General features: G+C 64.3%; 21 protein-coding genes and 1 pseudogene. 10 read left to right on the forward strand and 12 right to left on the reverse strand.

Annotation, left to right across the window (positions count from 1 at the left end):
• Positions 1-53: 53 nt before the first annotated feature.
• On the reverse strand, positions 54-1,619 hold the full coding sequence (locus JQ572_RS11655; RefSeq protein WP_211383146.1) for an indolepyruvate oxidoreductase subunit beta family protein: 1,566 nt from the start codon (positions 1,617-1,619) through the stop codon (positions 54-56).
• On the reverse strand, positions 1,616-3,775 hold the full coding sequence (locus JQ572_RS11660; RefSeq protein WP_211383147.1) for a thiamine pyrophosphate-dependent enzyme: 2,160 nt from the start codon (positions 3,773-3,775) through the stop codon (positions 1,616-1,618). The genes JQ572_RS11655 and JQ572_RS11660 overlap by 4 nt, the downstream gene beginning before the upstream one ends.
• A gap of 124 nt (positions 3,776-3,899) precedes the next feature.
• Between JQ572_RS11660 and JQ572_RS11665 the strand changes: the two genes are divergently transcribed.
• The 6 genes and pseudogenes from JQ572_RS11665 (at position 3,900) to JQ572_RS11685 (ending at position 8,213) form a co-directional block, all read left to right on the forward strand.
• Entirely contained in the window at positions 3,900-4,928 is a 1,029-nt protein-coding gene (locus JQ572_RS11665) for a carbon-nitrogen hydrolase family protein (RefSeq protein WP_211383148.1), read from the forward strand.
• Positions 4,929-5,012: 84 nt separating this feature from the next.
• A complete protein-coding gene (locus tag JQ572_RS11670; RefSeq protein ID WP_211383149.1) occupies positions 5,013-6,119 on the forward strand; it encodes a cupin domain-containing protein in 1,107 nt (368 codons plus the stop codon).
• Positions 6,120-6,282: 163 nt separating this feature from the next.
• A pseudogene (locus JQ572_RS35335) lies at positions 6,283-6,516 on the forward strand (fumarylacetoacetate hydrolase family protein); the annotation flags it as partial.
• 67 nt (positions 6,517-6,583) lie between these two features.
• Positions 6,584-7,072, forward strand: a complete 489-nt coding sequence (locus JQ572_RS35340) for a fumarylacetoacetate hydrolase family protein (RefSeq protein WP_283814073.1) — start codon at positions 6,584-6,586, stop codon at positions 7,070-7,072.
• Positions 7,072-7,509, forward strand: coding sequence for an acyl-CoA thioesterase (locus JQ572_RS11680; protein ID WP_211383150.1), 438 nt, complete (start codon positions 7,072-7,074; stop codon positions 7,507-7,509). Before JQ572_RS35340 ends, JQ572_RS11680 begins: the two co-directional genes overlap by 1 nt.
• On the forward strand, positions 7,506-8,213 hold the full coding sequence (locus tag JQ572_RS11685; RefSeq protein ID WP_211383151.1) for a hypothetical protein: 708 nt from the start codon (positions 7,506-7,508) through the stop codon (positions 8,211-8,213). Before JQ572_RS11680 ends, JQ572_RS11685 begins: the two co-directional genes overlap by 4 nt.
• A 38-nt stretch (positions 8,214-8,251) precedes the next feature.
• Here JQ572_RS11685 and JQ572_RS11690 read toward each other — a convergent pair whose 3' ends face one another.
• From JQ572_RS11690 to JQ572_RS11730, 10 genes are all read right to left on the reverse strand, one after another.
• A complete protein-coding gene (locus tag JQ572_RS11690) occupies positions 8,252-8,518 on the reverse strand; it encodes a hypothetical protein (RefSeq protein WP_211383152.1) in 267 nt (88 codons plus the stop codon).
• Positions 8,519-8,764: 246 nt separating this feature from the next.
• Positions 8,765-8,941, reverse strand: a complete 177-nt coding sequence (locus tag JQ572_RS11695) for a hypothetical protein (protein WP_211383153.1) — start codon at positions 8,939-8,941, stop codon at positions 8,765-8,767.
• Positions 8,942-9,337: 396 nt separating this feature from the next.
• A complete protein-coding gene (locus JQ572_RS35510; protein ID WP_433996200.1) occupies positions 9,338-9,445 on the reverse strand; it encodes a DUF3606 domain-containing protein in 108 nt (35 codons plus the stop codon).
• The gene (locus JQ572_RS35055; protein ID WP_249128957.1) at positions 9,405-9,680 is read right to left on the reverse strand and encodes a hypothetical protein; all 276 of its coding nucleotides are present in this window, start codon (positions 9,678-9,680) and stop codon (positions 9,405-9,407) included. The genes JQ572_RS35510 and JQ572_RS35055 overlap by 41 nt, the downstream gene beginning before the upstream one ends.
• Positions 9,681-9,726: 46 nt before the next feature.
• Complete coding sequence (locus JQ572_RS11705; RefSeq protein ID WP_211383155.1) at positions 9,727-10,209, reverse strand: cupin domain-containing protein; 483 nt, start codon at positions 10,207-10,209, stop codon at positions 9,727-9,729.
• 273 nt (positions 10,210-10,482) lie between these two features.
• Positions 10,483-11,346, reverse strand: coding sequence for an outer membrane protein (locus tag JQ572_RS11710; RefSeq protein WP_211383156.1), 864 nt, complete (start codon positions 11,344-11,346; stop codon positions 10,483-10,485).
• 418 nt (positions 11,347-11,764) lie between these two features.
• The gene (locus tag JQ572_RS11715) at positions 11,765-12,478 is read right to left on the reverse strand and encodes an ABC transporter ATP-binding protein (protein ID WP_211383157.1); all 714 of its coding nucleotides are present in this window, start codon (positions 12,476-12,478) and stop codon (positions 11,765-11,767) included.
• A complete protein-coding gene (locus tag JQ572_RS11720; protein WP_211383158.1) occupies positions 12,475-14,244 on the reverse strand; it encodes a branched-chain amino acid ABC transporter ATP-binding protein/permease in 1,770 nt (589 codons plus the stop codon). Before JQ572_RS11720 ends, JQ572_RS11715 begins: the two co-directional genes overlap by 4 nt.
• A complete protein-coding gene (locus JQ572_RS11725) occupies positions 14,241-15,284 on the reverse strand; it encodes a branched-chain amino acid ABC transporter permease (RefSeq protein WP_211383159.1) in 1,044 nt (347 codons plus the stop codon). The genes JQ572_RS11720 and JQ572_RS11725 overlap by 4 nt, the downstream gene beginning before the upstream one ends.
• 44 nt (positions 15,285-15,328) lie before the next feature.
• Positions 15,329-16,477: an ABC transporter substrate-binding protein gene (locus JQ572_RS11730; RefSeq protein ID WP_211383160.1), complete on the reverse strand. Its 1,149-nt coding sequence runs from the start codon at positions 16,475-16,477 to the stop codon at positions 15,329-15,331.
• Between the two features lie 518 nt (positions 16,478-16,995).
• Between JQ572_RS11730 and JQ572_RS11735 the strand changes: the two genes are divergently transcribed.
• From JQ572_RS11735 to JQ572_RS11750, 4 genes are read left to right on the forward strand one after another with little or no spacing between them, the layout of a single operon-like run.
• A complete protein-coding gene (locus tag JQ572_RS11735; RefSeq protein ID WP_211383161.1) occupies positions 16,996-17,778 on the forward strand; it encodes an aspartate/glutamate racemase family protein in 783 nt (260 codons plus the stop codon).
• A gap of 33 nt (positions 17,779-17,811) precedes the next feature.
• The gene (locus JQ572_RS11740; RefSeq protein ID WP_349643092.1) at positions 17,812-18,240 is read left to right on the forward strand and encodes an organic hydroperoxide resistance protein; all 429 of its coding nucleotides are present in this window, start codon (positions 17,812-17,814) and stop codon (positions 18,238-18,240) included.
• Between the two features lie 11 nt (positions 18,241-18,251).
• The gene (locus JQ572_RS11745) at positions 18,252-19,430 is read left to right on the forward strand and encodes a thiolase family protein (protein WP_211383162.1); all 1,179 of its coding nucleotides are present in this window, start codon (positions 18,252-18,254) and stop codon (positions 19,428-19,430) included.
• Positions 19,427-20,668 carry an SDR family NAD(P)-dependent oxidoreductase gene (locus JQ572_RS11750; protein WP_211383163.1) on the forward strand — a complete coding sequence of 414 codons (1,242 nt, stop codon included), beginning with the start codon at positions 19,427-19,429 and terminating at the stop codon, positions 20,666-20,668. Before JQ572_RS11745 ends, JQ572_RS11750 begins: the two co-directional genes overlap by 4 nt.
• The last annotated feature ends 1 nt before the right edge of the window (position 20,669 follow it).

Here is a 20,669-nt window from a genome sequence, read left to right on the forward strand (position 1 = left end):
CTGACGTCCTGAGGGACGAACGGCAATCCAATCCTGCGCCCGCTCCGATGGAATCATGCAAAAGTCTTGATGGTCTGGATCACGCCGTCGAGCTCCTTGCCGGCGCTGTCCTTCAGTGCCGCTTCCCGCAGGCGGCGCGCCCAGTCGGCGGCGTCGTCGCGCCGCTCGACCAGCTTGATCGCGGCCAGGGTCTTGTCGAATTTCGACAGTCCGCGGCTGTGGGTATCCGAATAGCCCTTCACGAGGCGGCGGCATTGCAGGATCTCGACGCCCAGCTGGTAGTTGGTGGCAACCGCTGCGGCCGCGGCCTTGAGCCATTGGTCCCGATGAGCGGTCTCGACGGCGTGACGCAGCGAGCGGCGGCGCAGGCCGCGAAGCCCGCCGACGACATAAAGCGCCAGGAACCAGGGCAGCGAGTAGGTCCGCACCCGGCGTCCCCGGTTGACGCGGCGGTCGAGCCAGCCGAGCAGGCGCGGCCTCGTGCCCAACCAGCGGCCGAGGCCCACCGGCAGCATGCCCATCACCTCCTCCATGCGGGGGTGCATGAATTCCGTGGTCTGGAGCACCTGGCCTTGCGACATCTCGAGCTCGCTCTCGATCCGCGCGCGGCGTCCGGCCCGCGTCTTGAGGTCGGCGACGCGGATGACGTCGTCATAGGTCATGGCGTTGGCGACGTATTTGGCCGCGGCTTCCGTGAAGGCATAGCCCTTGGCGGCGCCGCCTGAATTCCGGTCGGCGGTGTGCAGCGATTTGAGGATGTCGAGATATTCGGCGCCATAGGCGATGTCCTGGAAGTCGACCACCTTCTTCAGGCCGGCGCGGCCCATGGCCAGTGCGGGCTCGGGCAGTTCCTGCGCCAATCTTGCGACAAGCCCGGCGAGTTGCGGATCCGGCGTCGCGAGGGAGGGGATATCCTTGGCCGGCTTCGATGGCGGTGGCGCCGCAATTTCGGAGGCCCCGTTTTTGACCCGGTCAAAGGCGGCTTCAAAAGTCTGAACGCTGGCCTTGGCACCTTTCTCGCCGGCGCGGATGACGTCGAGATAGCTGTTGCGGTCGAACGGCAGCACGGCTGCGGCCGCGAGCGCGCCGAACATCGCCGCCGAGATGACGCTGCCATGCGCGATGGCCAGCGCGTTCAGGTCGAAGATGATCTCGGTCTTGGCGGCAACGTCGATCGCACTCGTCACGGCGCCCTGGTCGGCGATGCCGTTGCCCGGCGCGATCTTCTCGCCGATCGCAAGCGAGCGGTGGTTGGAAGCGATCAGCGTGGTGCGATCCGGGGTCACCAGGCCGCGCAGGATCGACCGGCCGGCCTCCATGAATTCCGCCGCCATCACCACGTCGACGTCGCCGGGCGTCGGCATCAGCGACAGGATCGGCTTGCGGCCGTCCAGCGGCGGCATAGTCTCGATGTAATAGATCGTGGCGCCGGTCCGCTGCGCGACGCCGGGCACCGAGGTCGACTGCGCGACCCAGCCATGGTTCTCGGCGAGCTGGACGATCCAGTCGGTCAGGACACCGCCGCCCTGGCCACCCATGGCGACGATCGCCATCGAGATCGGCCGCTCGGTCGCGTCACCTGCGGCGGGAAGGGCCAGCCGGACCGTCTCGTCTCTCATGCCAGCGCCTCGAGCGCGGGGCGCCGGCGATCGCGCCGGCGCTGCAGCCAGCCGATCACGCTCATGGCGATCTTCGATTTGAAAATGTCCCAGCGGGTCGGATTGTGGATGACGTCGGCGCGGTAGAACGAGGGGCAGAGCACCGCGGCTTCGGCGACCTCGCCGCAATTGCCGCAGCCGACGCAGGAATTGTCGATCGCGGCGACCGGATCGTCGCGCAAGGGATCGTCGAGCTGCTTCACGGAGAGCGAGGGGCAGCCGGAGAGGCGGATGCAGGCGTGATCGCCGGTGCAGACGTCCTCGTCGACGCCGAAGCGTTCCTTGACGATGCGCAACCCGTCCCTGATCGCCTTGTTGATCTGCGGCTTCACCCGGCGCTGCTTGTTCAGCATGCATTCGGACGAGGCGACGATGACCTTGGGACCCTCGTCCTTGGTCGTCAGCGCTTCCTTCAGCGTGTCGCGCATCTTGCCGACGTCGTAGGTGCGGTCGACCTGGCGGACCCATTGGCCGCCAATACCCTTCACGGCCTTGGTGATCGAATTGTTGGTGTCGCGTCGCTCGTTGGTCGCGCGCGACGACAGGATGTCCTGACCGCCGGTCGCCGAGGTGTAGTAGTTGTCGACGATGAGGAAGACGCCGTCATGCTTGTTGAAGACGGCATTGCCGATGCCGCTGGTCAGCCCGTTGTGCCAGAAGCCGCCGTCGCCCATCACCGCGATCGAGCGCTTGTCGGCCTTGACGTTGAAGGCAGAGGTCGAGGCCGGGCCGAGGCCGAAGCCCATGGTGGTCGCGCCGATATTGAACGGCGGCAGGATCGAGAACAGATGGCAGCCGATGTCGGCCGAGACGTGGTGCTGGCCGAGTTCTTCCTCGACCAGCTTCATGGCGGCGAAGATCGGCCGCTCCGGGCAGCCGGTGCAAAGCCCGGGCGGGCGTGCCGGCACGACCTGCCTGAGCTTCTCGACCGCGGGGTGATTGAGCACGGGCGCCGCATCCGGCGCCGGCGGCCGGTTGCCGAGCAGCCGCGGCTCGGTCTTCTCCAGAAACTCCCTGACGCCGCCGAGCAGGACCTGCGCCGTGTAGTCGCCGCCCATCGGCAGCACGTCCTTGCCGTAGACGCGCGCCTGGATGTCCTTGCGCCGCAGCACCGTGTTGATCGCCTGCTCCAGATATTCCGGCTGGCCTTCCTCGACGATCAGAACGGCTTCCTTGTCGAGGCAGAATTCGGCAACCTCGGTGTCGATCACGGGGTAGGTGACGTTCATGACGTAGAGCGCGACCTGGGTGTTGCCATAGGCATCCGACAGGCCGAGATATTGCAGCGCGCGGATGACGTTGTTGTACATTCCGCCCTGCATGATGATGCCGACCTTGCCCTGCTTCGGTCCCATCCATTCATTGAGCTTGTTGTCCCGGATGAATCCGACGGCCGCGGGCATCCGCGTCTTGATCTTCTCCTGCTCGTGCTCGTAGGCCGCCGGTGGCAGCACGATGCGGTTGACGTCGCGCCTGGGATTGTTGAGCGCGTCCTTGATGGTGTGCGCGGGCTTGACGTTGTCCTTGCAGGCAAAGCTTCCATGCATGTGGCAGGCGCGCACGCGGACCTCGAGCATGACCGGTGTGTTCGAGCATTCCGAGAGCTCAAAACCCTTCTCGATCAGATTGACGATGCATTCGTGATCGGGCCGCGGGTCGAGCAGCCACATCTGCGATTTCATCGCGAAGGCGTGCGTGCGCTCCTGCATGATGGAGGAGCCCTCGCCATAATCCTCGCCGACGATGATCATGGTGCCGCCGGTGACGCCGCCCGAGGCCAGGTTGGCGAGCGCGTCCGAGGCGACGTTGGTGCCGACCGTCGACTTCCACGCAACTGCGCCGCGGAGGGGATACATCACCGAGGCCGACAGCATCGCCGCGGCCGCCGCTTCATTGGCGGAGCTCTGGAACACGACGCCGAGATCGTCGAGCACGTCCTTGGCGTCGGCGAGCACGTCCATCAGATGCGAGATCGGCGAGCCCTGGTAGCCGCCGACATAGGCGACGCCGGATTGCAGCAGCGCCTTGGTGATGGCGAGGATGCCTTCGCCGCGGAACGTGTCGCCGTCGCCGAGCCGGAGATCCTCGACCTCGCGAGCAAAAGACCGTTCAGCCATTGCAGCCTCCAGAAATATGCGATAGCATACGTTTACATGTGAAGTAAGTCAACGCCGCGCCGTGCCGTCACTCTAGCGGATTCATTCGCGGGCGCGATCATGAGCTAGCGACAGGGTAGGGCCAATGCTGAAGCTGCCTCGCTTTAGAGCCGCCGCCGTCCAGGCTTCACCTGTCTATCTCAACCCGAGCGCGACGGCCGACAAGGCGGCTTCACTGGTCCGTGAAGCCGCGGCGAACGGCGCGAGGCTCGTGGCTTTCCCGGAAGTCTTCGTTCCCGGATACCCCTATTGGAACTGGATCACCGATCCGGTCACGGGCAGCGCGTGGTTCGAGAAGCTCGCCAGGGCGTCGGTGCTCGTTCCGGGTCCGGAGGTCGAGATCGTCCGCAAGGCCGCGCGTGATACCGGCTGCTACGTCGTGCTCGGCATCAACGAGCGCAGCCCGGTCTCGCTGGGCACGATCTACAACACCATGGTCTTCATCGGGCCGGACGGGGCGCTGCTCGGCAAGCACCGCAAGCTGGTGCCGACCTGGGCAGAGAAGCTGACCTGGACCGGCGGTGACGGATCGAGCCTGCGCGTCTATGATACCGAGATCGGACGTCTCGGCGGGCTGGCGTGCGGCGAGAACACCAACACGCTCGCGCGCTTCGCGCTGCTCGGCCAGGGTGAGCTCGTGCATGTCGCCAGCTACATCTCGCTTCCCGTCGCGCCCCCCGACTACGACATGGCGGAGGCGATCAAGTTGCGCGCGATTGCCCACTCGTTCGAAGGAAAGATCTTCACGGTCGTCGCCTGCTCGACGGTGTCGGAGGAGATCATCACCGCGATGGAGACCGTGGTTCCGGACGCGCGCGCACGCCTGCAGCGGAAGTCGAGCGCCTTTTCCGGCATCATCGGACCTGACGGACGCGTGGTCGGCGATCCCCTGATCGACGACGAGGGCATCGTCTACGCCGATATCGACCTCGAGCGCTGCATCCAGCCGAAGCAGATGCACGACATCGTCGGGCACTACAACCGGTTCGACATCTTTGATCTGCGGGTCAACCGTCGTCCGCTGGCGCCGCTCGGTCTGATGGAGGGTGAGCCTGTTGCAGCAGATGCCGGGGAGCCGGCGGGCTTCTCGTCGATCCCGGCTAAATCGGAATGAGAATTCGGGAGGCGTCGAACGACTGGCGCCAACGGACAAGACTTAAAGCGACAGGACTTAAAGCGACACGACTTGGAGGACAGGATGCGCGAGAACATCATCGGCCGGGCCAATGTCGAGGACACCCCCGAGCTCAAGGCCTACTACAAGGATCTCGAAAAGTACGAAGCCGGAGCGCTGTGGACGGTCGCCAACAAGATCGAGCCGTGGGAGCCGCAATCGGCGTCCGTCCCCGTACTCTGGCGCTATGATGATCTGCGCGAGCACGTGCTGCGCTCGGTCGAGCTGGTCTCGCCCGAGAAGGCGGGACGGCGGGTGATCTATCTCAACAATCCCGGCCGCCGCGACGTCTCGGCCGCGGTCGGCTGGCTCTATTCGGGGTTGCAGGTGATGCATCCCGGCGAGGTCGCAACTGCGCACGCGCATTCGGCATCCGCCTTGCGCTTCATCATGGAAGGGGCGGGGGCCTATACCGTCGTCGACGGTCACAAGATGACGCTCGGAGCGCGGGATTTCGTGCTGACGCCGAACGGGACCTGGCACGAGCATGGTGTCGACGGCAACGGCTCGGTCTGCATCTGGCAGGATGGCCTCGACATCCCGCTGGTCAATGCGCTGGAGGCGAACTTCTTCGCGGTTCATCCGAAGGTCCAGCAGGAAGACTCCGGCTACCCCGTGGACGGCACGACCAAGACCTGGGGCAATCCCGGCCTTCGCCCGGCCGGCTCGAAATGGTCGAAGGGCTATTCCCCGATGTTCAAATACGAGTGGGAGCCGACCTACGAGTCCTTGCGGAAGTACGCCGCCGCGACAGATGGATCGCCTTACGACGGCATTCTCATGAACTACGTCAATCCGGTCACCGGCGGGCACGTGATGCAGACCATCGGCGCCAGCATGCAATTGCTGCGACCGGGCGAGCGCACCAAGTCGCACCGGCACACCGGCAGCTTCATCTACCAGGTGGCCAAGGGCCGTGGTTATTCGGTGATCGGCGGCAGGCGCTTCGAATGGCAGGAGCGCGACATCTTCTGCGTTCCCTCCTGGGCCTGGCACGAGCACGGCAATGCGTCGGAGAGCGAGGACGCCTGCCTGTTCTGCTTCAACGATCTGCCCGTCATCGAAGGTCTCGGATTCTATCGGGAAGAGGCCTATGGCGACAATGCCGGCCACCAGCCGGTTGCGGCCTGACGGTCCCACGCAGAATTGAATCGAAACAGCCGGATCAAGCTTCATGCGCCTTGTCACCTATACCTTGGGCTCCAGCGGTGCCCGCCTCGGGGTCCTCGTCGATGGACTGGTCGTGGACGTCGAGCACCTCGGTGCGTCGCATGGCTTTGCATGGCCGAGCGACATGCTGTCGTTGATCGACAACAGCGTGACATTGCTGCCTGCGCTCAGGGATTGCCTGGACAATGCCAATGGACGTTTGCCGGCCGGCTCCGCCGTTCCGGTCGAGGACGTGAAGCTGCAGGCGCCGATCCCGCGCCCGCGCAAGAACATCTTCGGCATCGGGCTGAACTACCGCGCGCATGTCGCCGAATCCGCCAAGAGCCTGGATACTGACAAGGATCTGCCGAAGCAGCCGGTTGTGTTCTCCAAGCCGCCGACCTCCGTGATCGGTCCGGGTGGTGCGATCCAGCAAAAATGCGAAGATGACGCAGCAGCTCGACTGGGAGGTCGAGCTTGCCGTCATCATCGGCAAGACCGCGACGCGCATCGCGACCGAGAAAGCGATGGAGCACGTGTTCGGCTATTCGGTGATGATCGACATCTCCGCGCGCGACAATCGCCGCGCCGGCCAGTGGATCTTCTCCAAGGGCATGGACACCTATGCGCCGTTCGGCCCGTGCATCGTCACCGCCGACGAGATTCCCGACCCGCATGATCTGCGGCTCTGGCTGACCAAGAACGGCGTCACGAAGCAGGACTCCAATACCAAATACATGATCTTCGACATTCCGGTCCTGATATCGGACATTTCGTCCGGCATGACGCTCGAGCCCGGCGACATCATCGCGACCGGAACGCCGGAGGGCGTCGGTGCCGGCATGAGCCCGCAGGAATGGCTGTGGCCGGGCGACGTGGTCGAGGCCGGGGTCGACGGCGTCGGTGTCATCCGGCATCCCGTTGTCGCGATCTGATGACGAATTTCTCGTTCGACCGCGAGCTGAGGTTCGGAGACTGCGATCCCTCCGGCATCGCGTACTTCCCGTCCTACCTGAACATCCTCAACGGCGTCGTCGAGGACTTCTGGGCAGGAATCGGTTTTCCATGGCCGGAACTGATCACGGTCCGGAAGATCGGGACGCCCACGGTGCACCTGGCTTGCGACTTTTCCAGGCCGTCGATGTTCGGCGATCTCCTGACGTTCAGCTTGCGCATCGCCAGGGTCGGCGGATCGTCTCTCCATCTGGAGCATGTCGTCTCGGGCGCGAATGGCGTGCGCTGGCGCGCCCGCCAGATCCTTGCCGCGACCTCGCTGGTCGATCATCATGCGATTCCCTGGCCCGATGACATTCGCACCGCACTCATGGCGCATGTGAGCGCGGGCGAGGGCGCTGAGGCAACGCCGGCATGATCTCGCTCTTCATGACATTCTCCGCTTCCGCAGGCGAAAGGCGGATTGAGTCCGACGATGTTGCTGCCGTAGCCGAGCAGGTCGGATCGATCCCTGACGTGACCGAAGGCCTGCTGTTCACGCCGCTCGAACAGTCGGTCGATCATCCCTACAAGGCCGATGGCTCCGGTCCCGTGTTTGCGCTCCAACTGCGGTTTGCCGACCTGTTCGCGTGCGAGGCGGCGATGGACCGCAGCGGCATCCTTGCCCGCCTTTCGACGGGCGCGGGACTATCCGGCCTCACCGGACTGGACGTCACGCACCAGGTCATGCTGACGCGCGCGTTTCCTGTCGATGTCGCCGCGCATCCGGCAGGCACGGCCACGCCGTGCAGCTACCTCGTGCACTATCCCGGCCCGGCCGAGGACATGAATGCCTGGAACCTGCATTATCTGGAGCATCATCCCTCGATCATGCGGATGTTCCCCAACGTCCGCCAGATCGAGATCTACACCCGCATCGATTGGGTCGACCGGCTGCCGTCGCGGCGGGTCGAGCACATGCAGCGCAACAAGCTCGTGTTCGACAGTCCGGCTGCTCTTGCGCACGCGCTCGGCTCCGACGTGATCAGGCGCATGCGTGCGGATTTCGTCCAGTTCCCGGCGTTCTCGGGCGGCAACAAGCATTTTCCGATGCTGACGCGGACGGTGAGGCCTAGGTCTTAGAGAACCGAGAGCGCGAAAAAATATTTGCCGCGAGATGCTTACGACCCCTTCGGGCTCTTATCCATGGCGTGAATGGCCACGGTGTCGCTGCCGTCATGCCCAGGCTTCGCTGCACACTTGGAGGTTTTAGCCGCAGAGACCGTGAAACAACCCGCCGAGCTAACATCCCAATGAGCTGCCGGGCTTAACATCTGGCGCTCTGAAGCGGTTTGCGCTTCCGGGAGATGAGCCTCGGACAGATAAAGGTGAGTCTTCGGCAGCAGAAGAATAATTCCAAGAGCGATGAGCTTCAATCCCAGTCGCATGCTCGCCTCCACTCCTTGATAACCGATAGCAGGAGATGAAGCGTCAGAAAATTCAGGTCAGTAACCTAAGGGGATTTACGCAGGAGGCGGCGATGGGCCATTAGCCGCTGTGAGCAATCGCAGCACAGCGGCCTCCCGAGCCGCCGCCGCTGGCCGCTGGCCGCACTGAACCAGGGTCAAGAACAGGCCGCACGCATCGCTGGCCCGCGAGTTCTGACTCGCGGTATCGGCCTGCACCCGGTGCGCTTACTGCCCGGTCAACTGCTGTAAAATCTGTTGAAACATTTGGGCCGGGTCATTTTGACCAGACGTTACTTCGGCTTTCCTGCACACTCCCTCAACTGCGCCCTTGATGCCGCCGCTCACGCAGTCGAGTTCGCGCTCACCCAGAACTTCGCTCTTCGCATTGATTGCATCAGTCATCACATGTCTCCTTTAATCGTCGCGATCATCCCGACGCCGATGCGACCACATTTGACATCACCGCTCTCGTCGGTATGTGACGGCCGTCACAAAATCTCTGATTTAACCGGGGCGCGTCCATAAGCTTGTGTGAGGCAGCGAATCTTCCCGCTTATGTCGGCCTGGGGGTCACTTGCGGTCATCTTGCGATCCGGCGCTCGTGTCCGATAAGCGTCCTTGTCGGACCCCAGGCCATCATCGTGCTGCGGCCCGGCGCAGCCAGGGTGGTATTGGCCGAAACAGGCTGCTCGCAGATTCAAAGCAGGCCACACCGAGGCGGCACCCATTCAATCGGCCGCGCAGCTTTTTGATAATCTCGCGTAGGCGGACTTGGGAAAGGCCCTTGTTTCTTGCGCTTCAGGTAGACATTACGCCCACTACGGCAATTGCGTCCATCAGCTCGGACATGGTGCACCCGATCTTCTCACACCAGTATCTGACTTCGTCGTTCTCGCGGATATTGATACGGGTGTGGTCGGTACGGCTGCCCTTGCCGCGATCGGTTGTCATGGCCCCTCCAGTCGACGTCTGCAACCAAAGGTGGAACATCATGCTTGTTCCATGCCGTGACCTTGTCGGTCGGGTCTTGATAAAGGCCGTCCTCGCTCCAGGAGAGATGCAAGAGGCGGCGGCGCTCTGCTTCGTCGGCCTGCAGCCAGGCCTGCCCGTAAGCGCGGATAATCGGGTCTACATCGGTCATGCAGTCACCAGACCAGCTGTCACAACAGCGGAAATGAGCACGACCATTATTTCTGCTTTCGGGGATCATCCTCAGCGTTCAGGTAGTCGATACCTGTCGGTCCAATTCCGGTGATCTCGAATACCACCTCTTCGTCCCTAGTTTCCGCAAACTGCCATACCTTAGGCGGCACGTGCGAAAACGTCCCGGGTGGAAAGCTGAGAAGTTTCGACGCATCGACCTTGTCGCCGAGTGCCGAATAATATGTCCCCGAAATGATCACGCGAACGCGTTCATCGGGGTGCGAATGCACGGGCATTTTGGAGTTCGCCGGTACTTTGACCCGAACGGTATAGAGGCCAGGCTTGCCCGGATTACCGTGCAGCACCGTCGATTGCGTCCCCTTGGACATAGAGGGCAGCGGGCTCCACTTCAGGTCGCTCGAGGTCACGCGTTTATATTCGAGTGAACTATCTTCCGCCAGCGCCGCACAGAATCCGCTCGTCGCAAGTACGGCCAACAAACCAACCCCAATTTTGAAAAAGGACATCTCGGCCTCCGTTCAAATGCCCGGCGCCGGTACTCTACCCCAAGTAGTCTTTGTCTGCCATGGGTCAATCGCGCCGGTTCCGCGCTTGGCTGCAAACTTCCGCTCTGCCCCTGTGAGACGGCGGGTATCTGCACCGCGTCAACGGAAGCGATGGGCCAGAAGCGGGAGCGGACATCATCGATAAGGCATGCCGGTGCGGATTGCCCCATGCGCAAGAAAGGCCCGGTTTCTCCGGGGCCTTTCACATCATGAAAACTTGAGTTGTTGCGCTCGTCAGTCGAACTGATAGCTCAGGCGCGCACGCACGGTTTGAACGTCGAAGCCGCGGTAGGTGAATTTGCCGCAATTCTGGCCGGCCACGGTGCACTCATAGAACGGAGCCGGCGCACCTGTCGCGACGGTCGTGTAGCCTCCGGTCGAGGTGGCATCGCCTTCAAAACGATAGAAGAGATATTCCGCACCGAGCACCCAGTTCTTCGCCGGCTTGAATTCAGCGCCGGCGCCCACGACAAAGCCCACGCGCGTCTCGCTTGCGCTGCTGCGCAGAACCTGTCCGGCACCTGGGCAAAGCGTAGCCGGTACACCGGTGCAATTTATGGTGCCGGCGTAGCCGACATCGGCGAAAGCGGCGCCGCCGGTGCCGTAGAGCAGCCACTGACTCGTCGCATAACCTACGCGGCCACGCACACTCGCGAGCCAGTTGACCTGGGTCTGGAGGAATGCGTTGTCCGTGAGGTTGGAGACGCCGCCACATTGCGCGCGCATGCCAAAGAGGTTCGAGCAGATAATTCCCGGCGCGGCGCTGGACTTCAGGTTCGTCCAGTCCCAGTCGCCTTCGATGCCCACCAACCAGTTGCTCGGCATCTGGTAATTGTAGCCCGCGTGACCGCCAACAACAGCGTTCGCGTTGCTGGAGCCGGTGACGGTAATTGGGGTAATGGCGTTTATGGCGCCATCGACATAGGACATCGACGGATCCGACATGAAGGCGCCGCCACCGTTGATGCCGACATAGAAGCCGGTCCAAGACGGTGATGCGGCGACGGCAGCTGGACGCGCCTTGACGGCGAGGTCGGCCGCCGAAGCGCCGACGGTGCCGAGTGCCAGAGCTGCGATCGCAAGAGCAATTGTCTTCATTCAAGCTTCCCCAATCTCAAATCCGATGGTGGCCCTGCTGAGTCTCCGCTGGCCGTGCACAGTGGCAAGGTGGCCGAAACCCATGCAGGCCACATCAACCGGAGGGTTGAGGCGTGCTCCTTGCCGATGCTTGTGCTAATTCCGCCACAACGTCACCCACCCGATAAACGGACAGCAGCCGAGCGAGGGGCTGCCTGTCGGGCCAACCAGCGGACAAGCCGCAGGTTGGTCCGGACCACGCAATGTGTTGGCGATGATGGCATCATGCCACTGTTTTGCCCGACGGATCAAGTCGATTTCGTAAAATCCGCAAGCGTCGGTGATCAAGCCATTGATATCGCTGGCACCGGCTACTGTGCATGGGGTTGTTTTCGAATATTTGTGTTGCGCGGCCCGCCGGGCCTTGTCGCAGCCGGTTCTAGTGTCCGCCGAGATAGGCCGTGATCAGCCTGGGATCGTGGATGAGATCCTTGGCGGGGCCTGACTGAACGACCTCGCCGGTCTCGAGCACATAACCGTAATCGGCCGTCTCGAGCGCGGCGCGGGCGTTCTGCTCGACCAGCAGGATCGACACGCCGAGATCGCGCAGCGAGGCGATGGTACGGAAAATCTCGCGGACGATCAGCGGCGCAAGCCCGAGGCTCGGCTCGTCCAGCATGAGAAGTTTCGGCTTGGCCATCAGCGCGCGGCCGAGCGCGAGCATCTGGCGCTCGCCGCCGGAGAGCGTGCCTGCGGCCTGGCGCTGCCGTTCCTTCAGGCGGGGGAAGCGGTCATAGACCTCCTCCAGCGTCTTCTGCACGCCGGAGCGATCGCGCAGGCTGTAGGAGCCGAGCAGGAGGTTGTCGGCGACCGACATGTCGGAGAACAGCTCGCGCTTCTCCGGAACCAGGCACAGCCTGCGCTCGACGCGGTCTTCGACGGAGATCTTCCCGATGTCGTTGCCCTGAAACACCATGCGGCCTCGCGCCGCGAGCAGCCCGATGGCGGCCATCAGCAGCGTGGTCTTGCCGGCGCCGTTCGGGCCGATGACGGTGACGATCTGCCCTTCCTCGACCGACAGCGACACGTTGCGGACGGCCTCGACATTGTCGTAGCAGACCGTCACGTCCGTCATGGAAAACATCGAGGTCACGCGACGCCTCCAAGGTAAGCCTCTTGAACCCGCTCGTCGCTGCGGATCGCCGCCGGTGCGCCCTCGCAGAGCTTGGATCCGAAATCGAGCACCACGATGCGGTCGACCAGCGACATCACGAACTCCATGTCGTGCTCGACGATCAGGATGGTCAAATTGTCGGCGCGCAGCGTGCGCAGCAGTTCCGCAAGCCGCAGCTTCTCCTGGCGGCGAAGGCCTGCCGCCGGCTCGTCGAGCACGAGCAGGGTCGGGTCCGCGGCCAGCGCACGCGCGATCTCGAGGATACGCTGATTGCCGAGCGGCAGATTGCCGGCGAGCTCGAACGGCTTGTCACCGAGCCCGACGCGCTCGAGCTGCATCAGCGCCTCGTGCCGGGTGCTGGCTTCCTCGTGCCGGTTGAGCCGGAAGGCGCCGGCGAGCAGGCCCGTGCGGGTGCGCGCATAGGTTCCGAGCATCACGTTTTCCAGCAGGCTCATGCGCGGCCTGAGCTTGACGTGCTGGAAGGTTCTGGCGATCCCGGCCCTGGCGATCCGCGACTGCGCGTCGCGCGTGATCGGCCGTCCCGCGAAGACGACCTCGCCCTTGTTGACCCGGAGCGCGCCGGTCAGGCAGTTGAACATCGTGCTCTTGCCGGCGCCGTTCGGGCCGATCACGGCAAGGATCTCGCCGGACCGCACCTCGAAGCTGACATTGTTGACGGCGACCAGGCCGCCGAACCGGCGCTCGGCGCCTTCGACCTTCAGAAGCAGTTCGCCCGGCGCCGGTTGCGCGCGGCGGGGCAGGGGCGGCGCCGGTTGCGGACGCTCACGCCGTATCTTCGGCAGATAGCGCGCGACGAACGGCACGATGCCTTGCCGCGCCCATTGCAGGAACAGGATGAACAGCGCCGAGAAGGCCACGATCTCGAGCTGCCCGGACGCGCCCTTGGCGATCAGCGGCAGATAGTCCTGCACGCTGTTCTTGAGCAGCGTGACCACCGCGGCGCCCACCACGCCGCCGAGCAGGCTGCCGGCGCCGCCGACCATCGACATCATCAGATATTCGATGCCCATGCCGGCATCGAATGGACCCGGGCTGATGAAGCGGCTCATATGCGCGTAGAGCCAGCCCGACAGCGAGGCGAGGGCGGCCGCGATGACGAAGGTGACGAGCTTGATCCGGAAGGCGTTGATGCCGAGGCTCTCGACCAGCGTATTGCCGCCGCGCAGCGCGCGCATGGCGCGGCCGAGCCTGGAGTCCAGCAGGTTGTAGCCGAGCAGGAGCACGGCGGCGACGATGCCCCAGATCAGGAAATAGATCTGCGCGCTGGAGACCAGCGCGAACGAGCCGATGCTGATCGGCGGGATCGACGAGATGCCGTTGAAACGGCCGAGCCCCTCGACATTTCCGAACAGGAAGCCGATCGCGAGGCCCCAGGCGACGGTCGAGAGCGACAGGAAATGGCCCTGAAGCCGCAAGGTGACGACGCCGAGGATCGCTGCGACGGCGCAGGTCAGCACGACGCCGAACACCAGGCCGAGCCAGGGCGAATACCCGTTCAGCGCCGAGACCCACGCTGTCGCATAGGCCGCGACGCCGACGAAGGCCGCCTGTCCGAACGACACGATGCCGCCGACGCCGGTGAGCAGCGCCAGCCCGATGGCGACCAGCGAATAGATGCCGATGTAGTTCATCAGCGTGATGCTGAAGGGGCTCAGGACGAAGGGTGCGAGCGCGAGGCACACCACCGCCGCGATCGCGGCGAGCTGAACATGGAAGCGCGTCATTCCTCGATCTCCTCCTCGGAATGCAGCGAGGCGAGGGACCGCCAGATCAGGATCGGGATCAGGAGCGAGAACACGATGACGTCCTTCAGCGCACTGCTCTCGAAGGATGCGAAGCTTTCGAGGATGCCGACGCCGACGGCGCCGATCGCAGCACCGGGATAGCTGGTCATGCCGCCCACGATGGCGCCGACGAAGGCCTTGAGGCCGATCAGGAAGCCGGAATCGTAGAACACGGTGTTGACCGGCGCGATCAGGATACCCGATACGCCGGCCATCAGCGACCCCAAAAGATAGGCGATCGTGCCGGCGCGCGCCGGCCTTATCCCCATCAGCCGCGATCCGGTGCGATTGACTGCGGTGGCGCGCAGCGATTTGCCGACCAGCGTGAAGTCGAAGAAGAGATAGAGCAAGCCGCTGAAGAGAAGGGCCGCGATCACGATCAGCATGGTCTGGCCCGAGACCAGGACGCCGGCGAACTCCGTCGAGAACGATGTCAGCGGCTCGGTTCGGACGCCTTCAGGACCGAAGAACAGGAGGCCGAGGCCGACAAGCGCGTAATGCAGTGCGACGGAGACCGTCAGGAGCAGCAGCACCGATCCGTCCGCAATCGGGCGGAAGACGATCCGATCCAGCAGCGGCGCAATGGGCGTGATCAGCATCAGCGCCAGCACGAGCCTGACCACAAGCGGCGGCTCGATGCGCATCGTCAGCCAGGCGGCGCCGACCACCGCCAAGGGCAGCACGAGATAGAACAGCAGCGCACGCGGCAGCAGCCGCAGCTCGCCGGCGCGCAGGAGCGAGAGGATCTCGATCAGCGTGGCAAGGCAGGCCAGCACCACGACCAGCGAGCCGGTCCCGGGAAACCGCTTCGCATCGAGCGCTGCAAGTGTCAGCGCGGTGAACGCGGCGATGTCGCCAAAGGGAATGAAGATGACCCGCGTCACCGTGAAGATGAGGACGGTCCCGATCGCCACCAGCGCATAGACTGCGCCGGTGGCTATCCCGTCGATCCCAAGGATGGCTGCGATGTCGCTCGTCATTGAGACGCCGTCCCCCGTTCTGACTGCCGCGCGTCGCTTTCTGGCTACGGCGCGTACTTCCAGGCGCCGCCGGTCAGGCGCACGACGACGAGCGAGCGCTCGTCGACGCCGGTCACCGCACCGGGCTTGAAGTTGTAGACCGCATGCACGCCCGGCAGCTCCTTGGTGCTGAGGATGGCGTCCCGCAGCGCCGTGCGGAATTCGGCCGTTCCGGGTTTTGCGGTCTTCAGCGCGCGCTCGGCGGCGTTGGCGAAAATCAGCCAGGCGTCGAAGGAGTAGGCGGAGAAGCCGTCGGTGGTCGGAATGTTGTGGGTCTTCTGGTAGACGCTGCGAAAGTCCAGCGCGATCTTCTTGGCAAAGTGTCCGTCGGGAAGCTGCTCGGCGACGATCACGGGGCCGGCGGAGACCTGAATGCCGTCCGCCGCCTTGCCGCCGACGTTGACGAAGTCCGGGTTGACCAGCGCCACCGTTCCGTAGGTGTTGCCCTTGAAGCCGCGCTCGGAGAGGCTGAGAAGAGGCAGCGCGCCTTGCGTCCCTGAGCCGCCGTCCAGCACGGCGTCGGGACGCGTGGCCATCACCTTGAGGATCTGGGCCGTCACCGACGTGTCGGTGCGCGCATAGCGCTCGTTGCTCTGGATCTTGATCTCGCCGGCGGCCTCGGCGGCCTTGGCACCGTTGTAGACGAGGTCGCCCCAGGCGTCGGAGAAGCCGATGTAACCGATGTTCTTCATGCCGTCGCGCTTCATGCGGTCGGCGATGATCTTGACGAGGAGGGAGGCCGGCTGCGGCACCGACACCACCCACTGCTCCGGCGATTCCGGAAGCTTGCCGATCGGCGAGACCGCGATCATCGGCACCTTGAGCTCGCTCGCGACCGCGGCCATGGCGATGGTCGAGGGCGCCGTCGCGGTGCCGATCAGGAGGTCGACCTTCTCCTCTTCCACCAGCTTGCGCGCGTTGCGGGTGGCCGCCGACGGGTCGGAGCCGTCGTCGAGCTGGATCAGGCGGATGGTCTCGCCGTTGATGGTCTTCTTGTATTCATAGGCGGCGTTGATGCCCCGCCCATAGGGGATGCCGATCGACGAGCCGTTGCCGCTGAGCGACGTCACGAAGCCGATGGTGATGTCGGCTCGCGCCGCGGGTGCCGCCAGGATGCCGGCGGCAAGGGCGAATAAGCTCAAGGTCTTGCGCATTTGCATTCTCCTCCATGGGTGCAGGACATCAATGCCGGGAAGCCGAAGCTCCCGGTTGCGGACGAACCGATCGAAAGGGGACATGCGGCGCCTGAGCGGGCCGCGATGGAAGAGCGTTGGCGCGATCGCGTGGCGCTGCAGGCAATGCTGCTGCCGGCTGTTCAAGCCCGACGAGTGTCCGCACGATCGAGTTTTCCAAAATCGATGCCCTGCAACTCATTGTCCAGGCCGCCGGCAACGCACCGGTCGGAAGAATTATTTAAAGCCTAAAGTATTGTTGGTGGGGCCGTCAACTCGTGTCATGGCCCCGTCAGAAAAAATGTTGCTGCATACAATTTCTCCAGGCTCTGCCAATTCAGTCGCATCTTTGCTGCCTAATTCAGCCTGCTCGATGCCCCCTGCGGGCGCCCGCGCCGGATGCTGCCGCGCACATTTGACGGGCCAATTAGTTTATGGTTGAAATATATTGGTCGGCCGCCGACGACCGATCCTCCCATGCCCGTTCGAGGAGTAGGACGATGCGCATCTACTGGCAGAGCTTCGTCGATGCGAGCGTGAACGCGCCCTACATGGCGCGGCTGTCCGAGTACCTCAACACGATCGCGGCGCCCGGCACGACCGTCGATGTCGAGGGCATTTCGCCGCCGGACCGCGAGTTCGGCCGGCTCGCCGAATTGCGCTGCGCGGTGCAGGCCATCGACAACGGGATCGCGGCCGAGGAGAGCGGGTACGACGCCTTCGTGATGGGGCACTTCCAGGACCCCGGTCTCTACGAGCTTCGCTCGGCGCTCGACATTCCCGTGATCGGGACCGGCGAGGCAACCTTGCTTGCTGCATCGCAGCTTGGCCGTCGTCTCGGTCTCGTGACGCTCGACCCGGTTTTCGAGGTCTGGCACTACGAGCAGGCCGAGCGGTACGGTCTCGGCGATCGCATCGTTCACGTGACCGGTCTCGGCTGCAAGCCCGAGGATTTCGCCGGCGCATTCGCGGGCGATCAGGCCGCGCAGGCCCGCATGATCAAGGATTTTGTCGCCTGCGCCCTTCCGCTCGTGGAACACGGCGCCGATGTCGTGATCCCTGCCGGTGTGCTGCCCGGTCTTCTGATCGGACGGGAGCACGGCCTGAAGGTCGGGCACGCCCCCGTGGTCAATTGCGCAGCGGTCGCTTTGAAGAATGCCGAGATGTGGGTTCAGCTCAGGCAGCTCAACGGCACCGAGCCCAGCCGCGGGCCGAGCTTCAAGCGCGCCAGCGACCTGGCGCGCAACGATTTCCGCGCCCTGCTTGTCCGCAACAAGAGTTAGGCCGGGCGCGATGACCAGTCTGGAGAGCGAGACATGATGACCCCTGAGAAGATCCTCTATGAGACCGAAGTGACCGCGACGGGAGGCCGGGACGGCAAGGCCGCAAGCGCCGACGGCCTGCTATCGGTGTCGCTGTCCCTGCCGAAATCGATGGGCGGCCCTGGCGGCGAGGGGACCAATCCGGAGCAGCTGTTTGCGGCGGGCTACGCTGCGTGCTTCCTTGGTGCGGTCAAGCTGGTGGCGCGGACCCGGAAGGTCGTGCCGTCCGCCGAGCCCTCGGTGACCGCGAAGGTCGCGATGGGGCCGGTTCCGGTCGGATATGCGCTCGCGGTCGAATTGAAGGTCAGCCTGCCCGGGATCGAGAAATCGGTTGCGGAGGAGGTGGTTGCCGGTGCGCATGAGCGTTGTCCCTATTCGAACGCGACGCGTGGCAATATCGAAGTCAAGCTGACGGTGATCTGAGGTGCCGACCAGTGAATAATTCCCAGCGCACACCGTACGACGGCGTCGTGATGGCAGCTCCCGTCACGATTCCCTATGTGCGCTACTCCGTCGAGAGCGCGCAGTGGTGGATCGGCCGCGCGCTCAGTGCGCTGGTCGCGCAGGCGGGCATCAAGGCCGCCGACATCGACGGTCTCTGCGTCTCCAGCTTCACCATGGGGACCGACAGCGGCATCGGACTGACGCAGCATTTCGGGCTCTGCGTCCGATGGCTCGACACCATCCCGCTCGGCGGCGCCAGCGCGATTGCGGCTTTGCGCAAGGCGGCGCGCGCAGTTCAGGCCCATGACGCCGACATCGTTGCCTGCGTGGCCGGCGATACCAACCACGTCGATTCCTTCCGGCTGACGCTCGAGAACTTTTCACGCTTCAACCAGGACGCCGTCTACCCCTACGGTGCGGGCGGAGCCAATTCGAGCTTCGCGCTGATCGCCCGCAACTATATGCGGACCTACGGCATCACGCGTGAGGATGTCGGCAGGATCGCGATCGCCCAGCGCGCCAACGCGCTGCGCAATCCGAACGCACTGATGAAGGCACCGCTGACGCTGGAGCAGTATCTCGCGGCCCGGCCGATTTCCGACCCGATCCACTTGTTCGACTGCGTGATGCCTTGCGCCGGCGCGGAAGCCTTCCTGGTGATGCGCGAGGAGACCGCGGCGTCGCTGGGCTTGCCGGCGGCCAGGCTGCTGTCCACGATCGAGCGGCACAACGCCTTTGCCGACGACCCGATGCAGGTGCGCGGCGGGTGGGCGATGGATGTCGGCGAGCTCTATGCGATGGCCGGCGTGAAGCCCGACGATCTCGATGTCGTGCAGACCTACGACGACTATCCCGTCATCACCATGATGCAGTTCGAGGACCTCGGCTTCTGCAAGAAGGGCGAGGGGGCAGAATTCGTGCGCGAGCATGATCTCACGATCGAAGGTGACTTTCCGCACAACACGTCGGGCGGGCAGCTCTCGGTCGGACAGGCCGGCGCCGCCGGTGCCTATCTCGGTCTCGTCGAAGGGCTACGGCAAGTCCTGGGAACCGCGGGCCCGACCCAGGTGAAGAATGCGAGCCTCGGTTTGGCCTCGGGGTTCGGTATGATCAATTATGATCGCGGTCTCGCCTCGGGCGCCGTGATCTTTGCAGGGCCTTCGCGATGATCGATCCGATCAACCCACCCGGGCGCAAGAACCCGCTGCTGCGGACGCGGCTTCCCGCGTCGCCGCCGCGGCCGCGCAGCCGCACGTCACACGGGTTCACGCGAGCGGCCGCCGAAGGCCGCTTCGTGCTGCAGCGCTGCGAAGCCTGCGGCGTCTTCGCTTATCCGGCGCGGGAGGCTTGTCCGTCCTGCCTGTCGCCCGACCTCGTCTTCGTCGACGCGCCGCGCCGGGGCACGCTTCTCGCCGAGACGACGGCGCGGGTGCCGAGCGATGTCTATTTTCGCGAACGGGCGCCGTGGCGGATCGGTCTCGTCAAGATGGATTGCGGTCCGACGATCGTGACGCATCTGCACGCCGATTGCGTCGAGGGCGCAGCGGTCCGCATGTCGTTTCAGCTCGACAAGAGCGGTCAGGCTGTGGCCTTTGCCCGACCCGAGGGGGAGACTCCCAATATGGCAGACGACAGGCAATGGCGGGAAATGACGGCCGATCCGAAGTTCAGGCGGGCGCTCGTGACCAACGGTCGTAGCGTGGTCGGACAGGAAGCCGTCGCCGCGTTGAAGGCCGCGGGTGCGAAAACCGTGTTCGTCGGCGTGTCCGAACCTTGGCGGCCGTTTGCCGGCGAAGAGCTGCTGCGCGGGCAGCAGGGCATCGAAGTCGTGACCCTGGACGCCGCCGATGAGAAATCCGCCGTCGATCTCGCCGCCGACATCGGCGGCAAGGTGGATATCCTGGTGAACACCACCGAATATGTACGGCCGGGCGGCCTGCTCGACCGCAGGGGCACGAGCATCGCCCGGGACGAGGTCGATCAGGCCTATCTCGGCTTCATCAATCTCGCTCAGGCCTTTGGGCCCGCCATGCGGATGCGCGGCGCCGACGGCATCAACAACAGCGTGGCATGGGTCAACGTCCTGTCGGTCTATGCGCTCGCCAACTGGCCCGCCTTCGGCGCTTACTCGGCCTCGCAGGCCGCGTGCCTGTCGCTCTCGCACTGTCTTCGTGCGGAGCTGCGGCCGGGTGGCATCAAGCTGATGAACCTGTTCACGGGGCCGGTTGACACCGAGTGGTTTCAGACCGTGCCGCCGCCGAAGGTGGCCCCGCGCGCGATTGCGCAGGCGATCGTGTCGGGGCTGAGGGGCGGGCTCGAAGAGATCTATGTCGGAGATGTCGCCGAGGAAATCCGGCAGCGTCTCGCGGCCAATCCGAAAGCGCTCGAGCGCGAGCTCGACAGGTGAA

This window comes from Bradyrhizobium sp. SZCCT0153 (genome assembly GCF_018129995.1).
Classification (GTDB): Bacteria; Pseudomonadota; Alphaproteobacteria; order Rhizobiales; family Xanthobacteraceae; genus Bradyrhizobium; species Bradyrhizobium japonicum_G.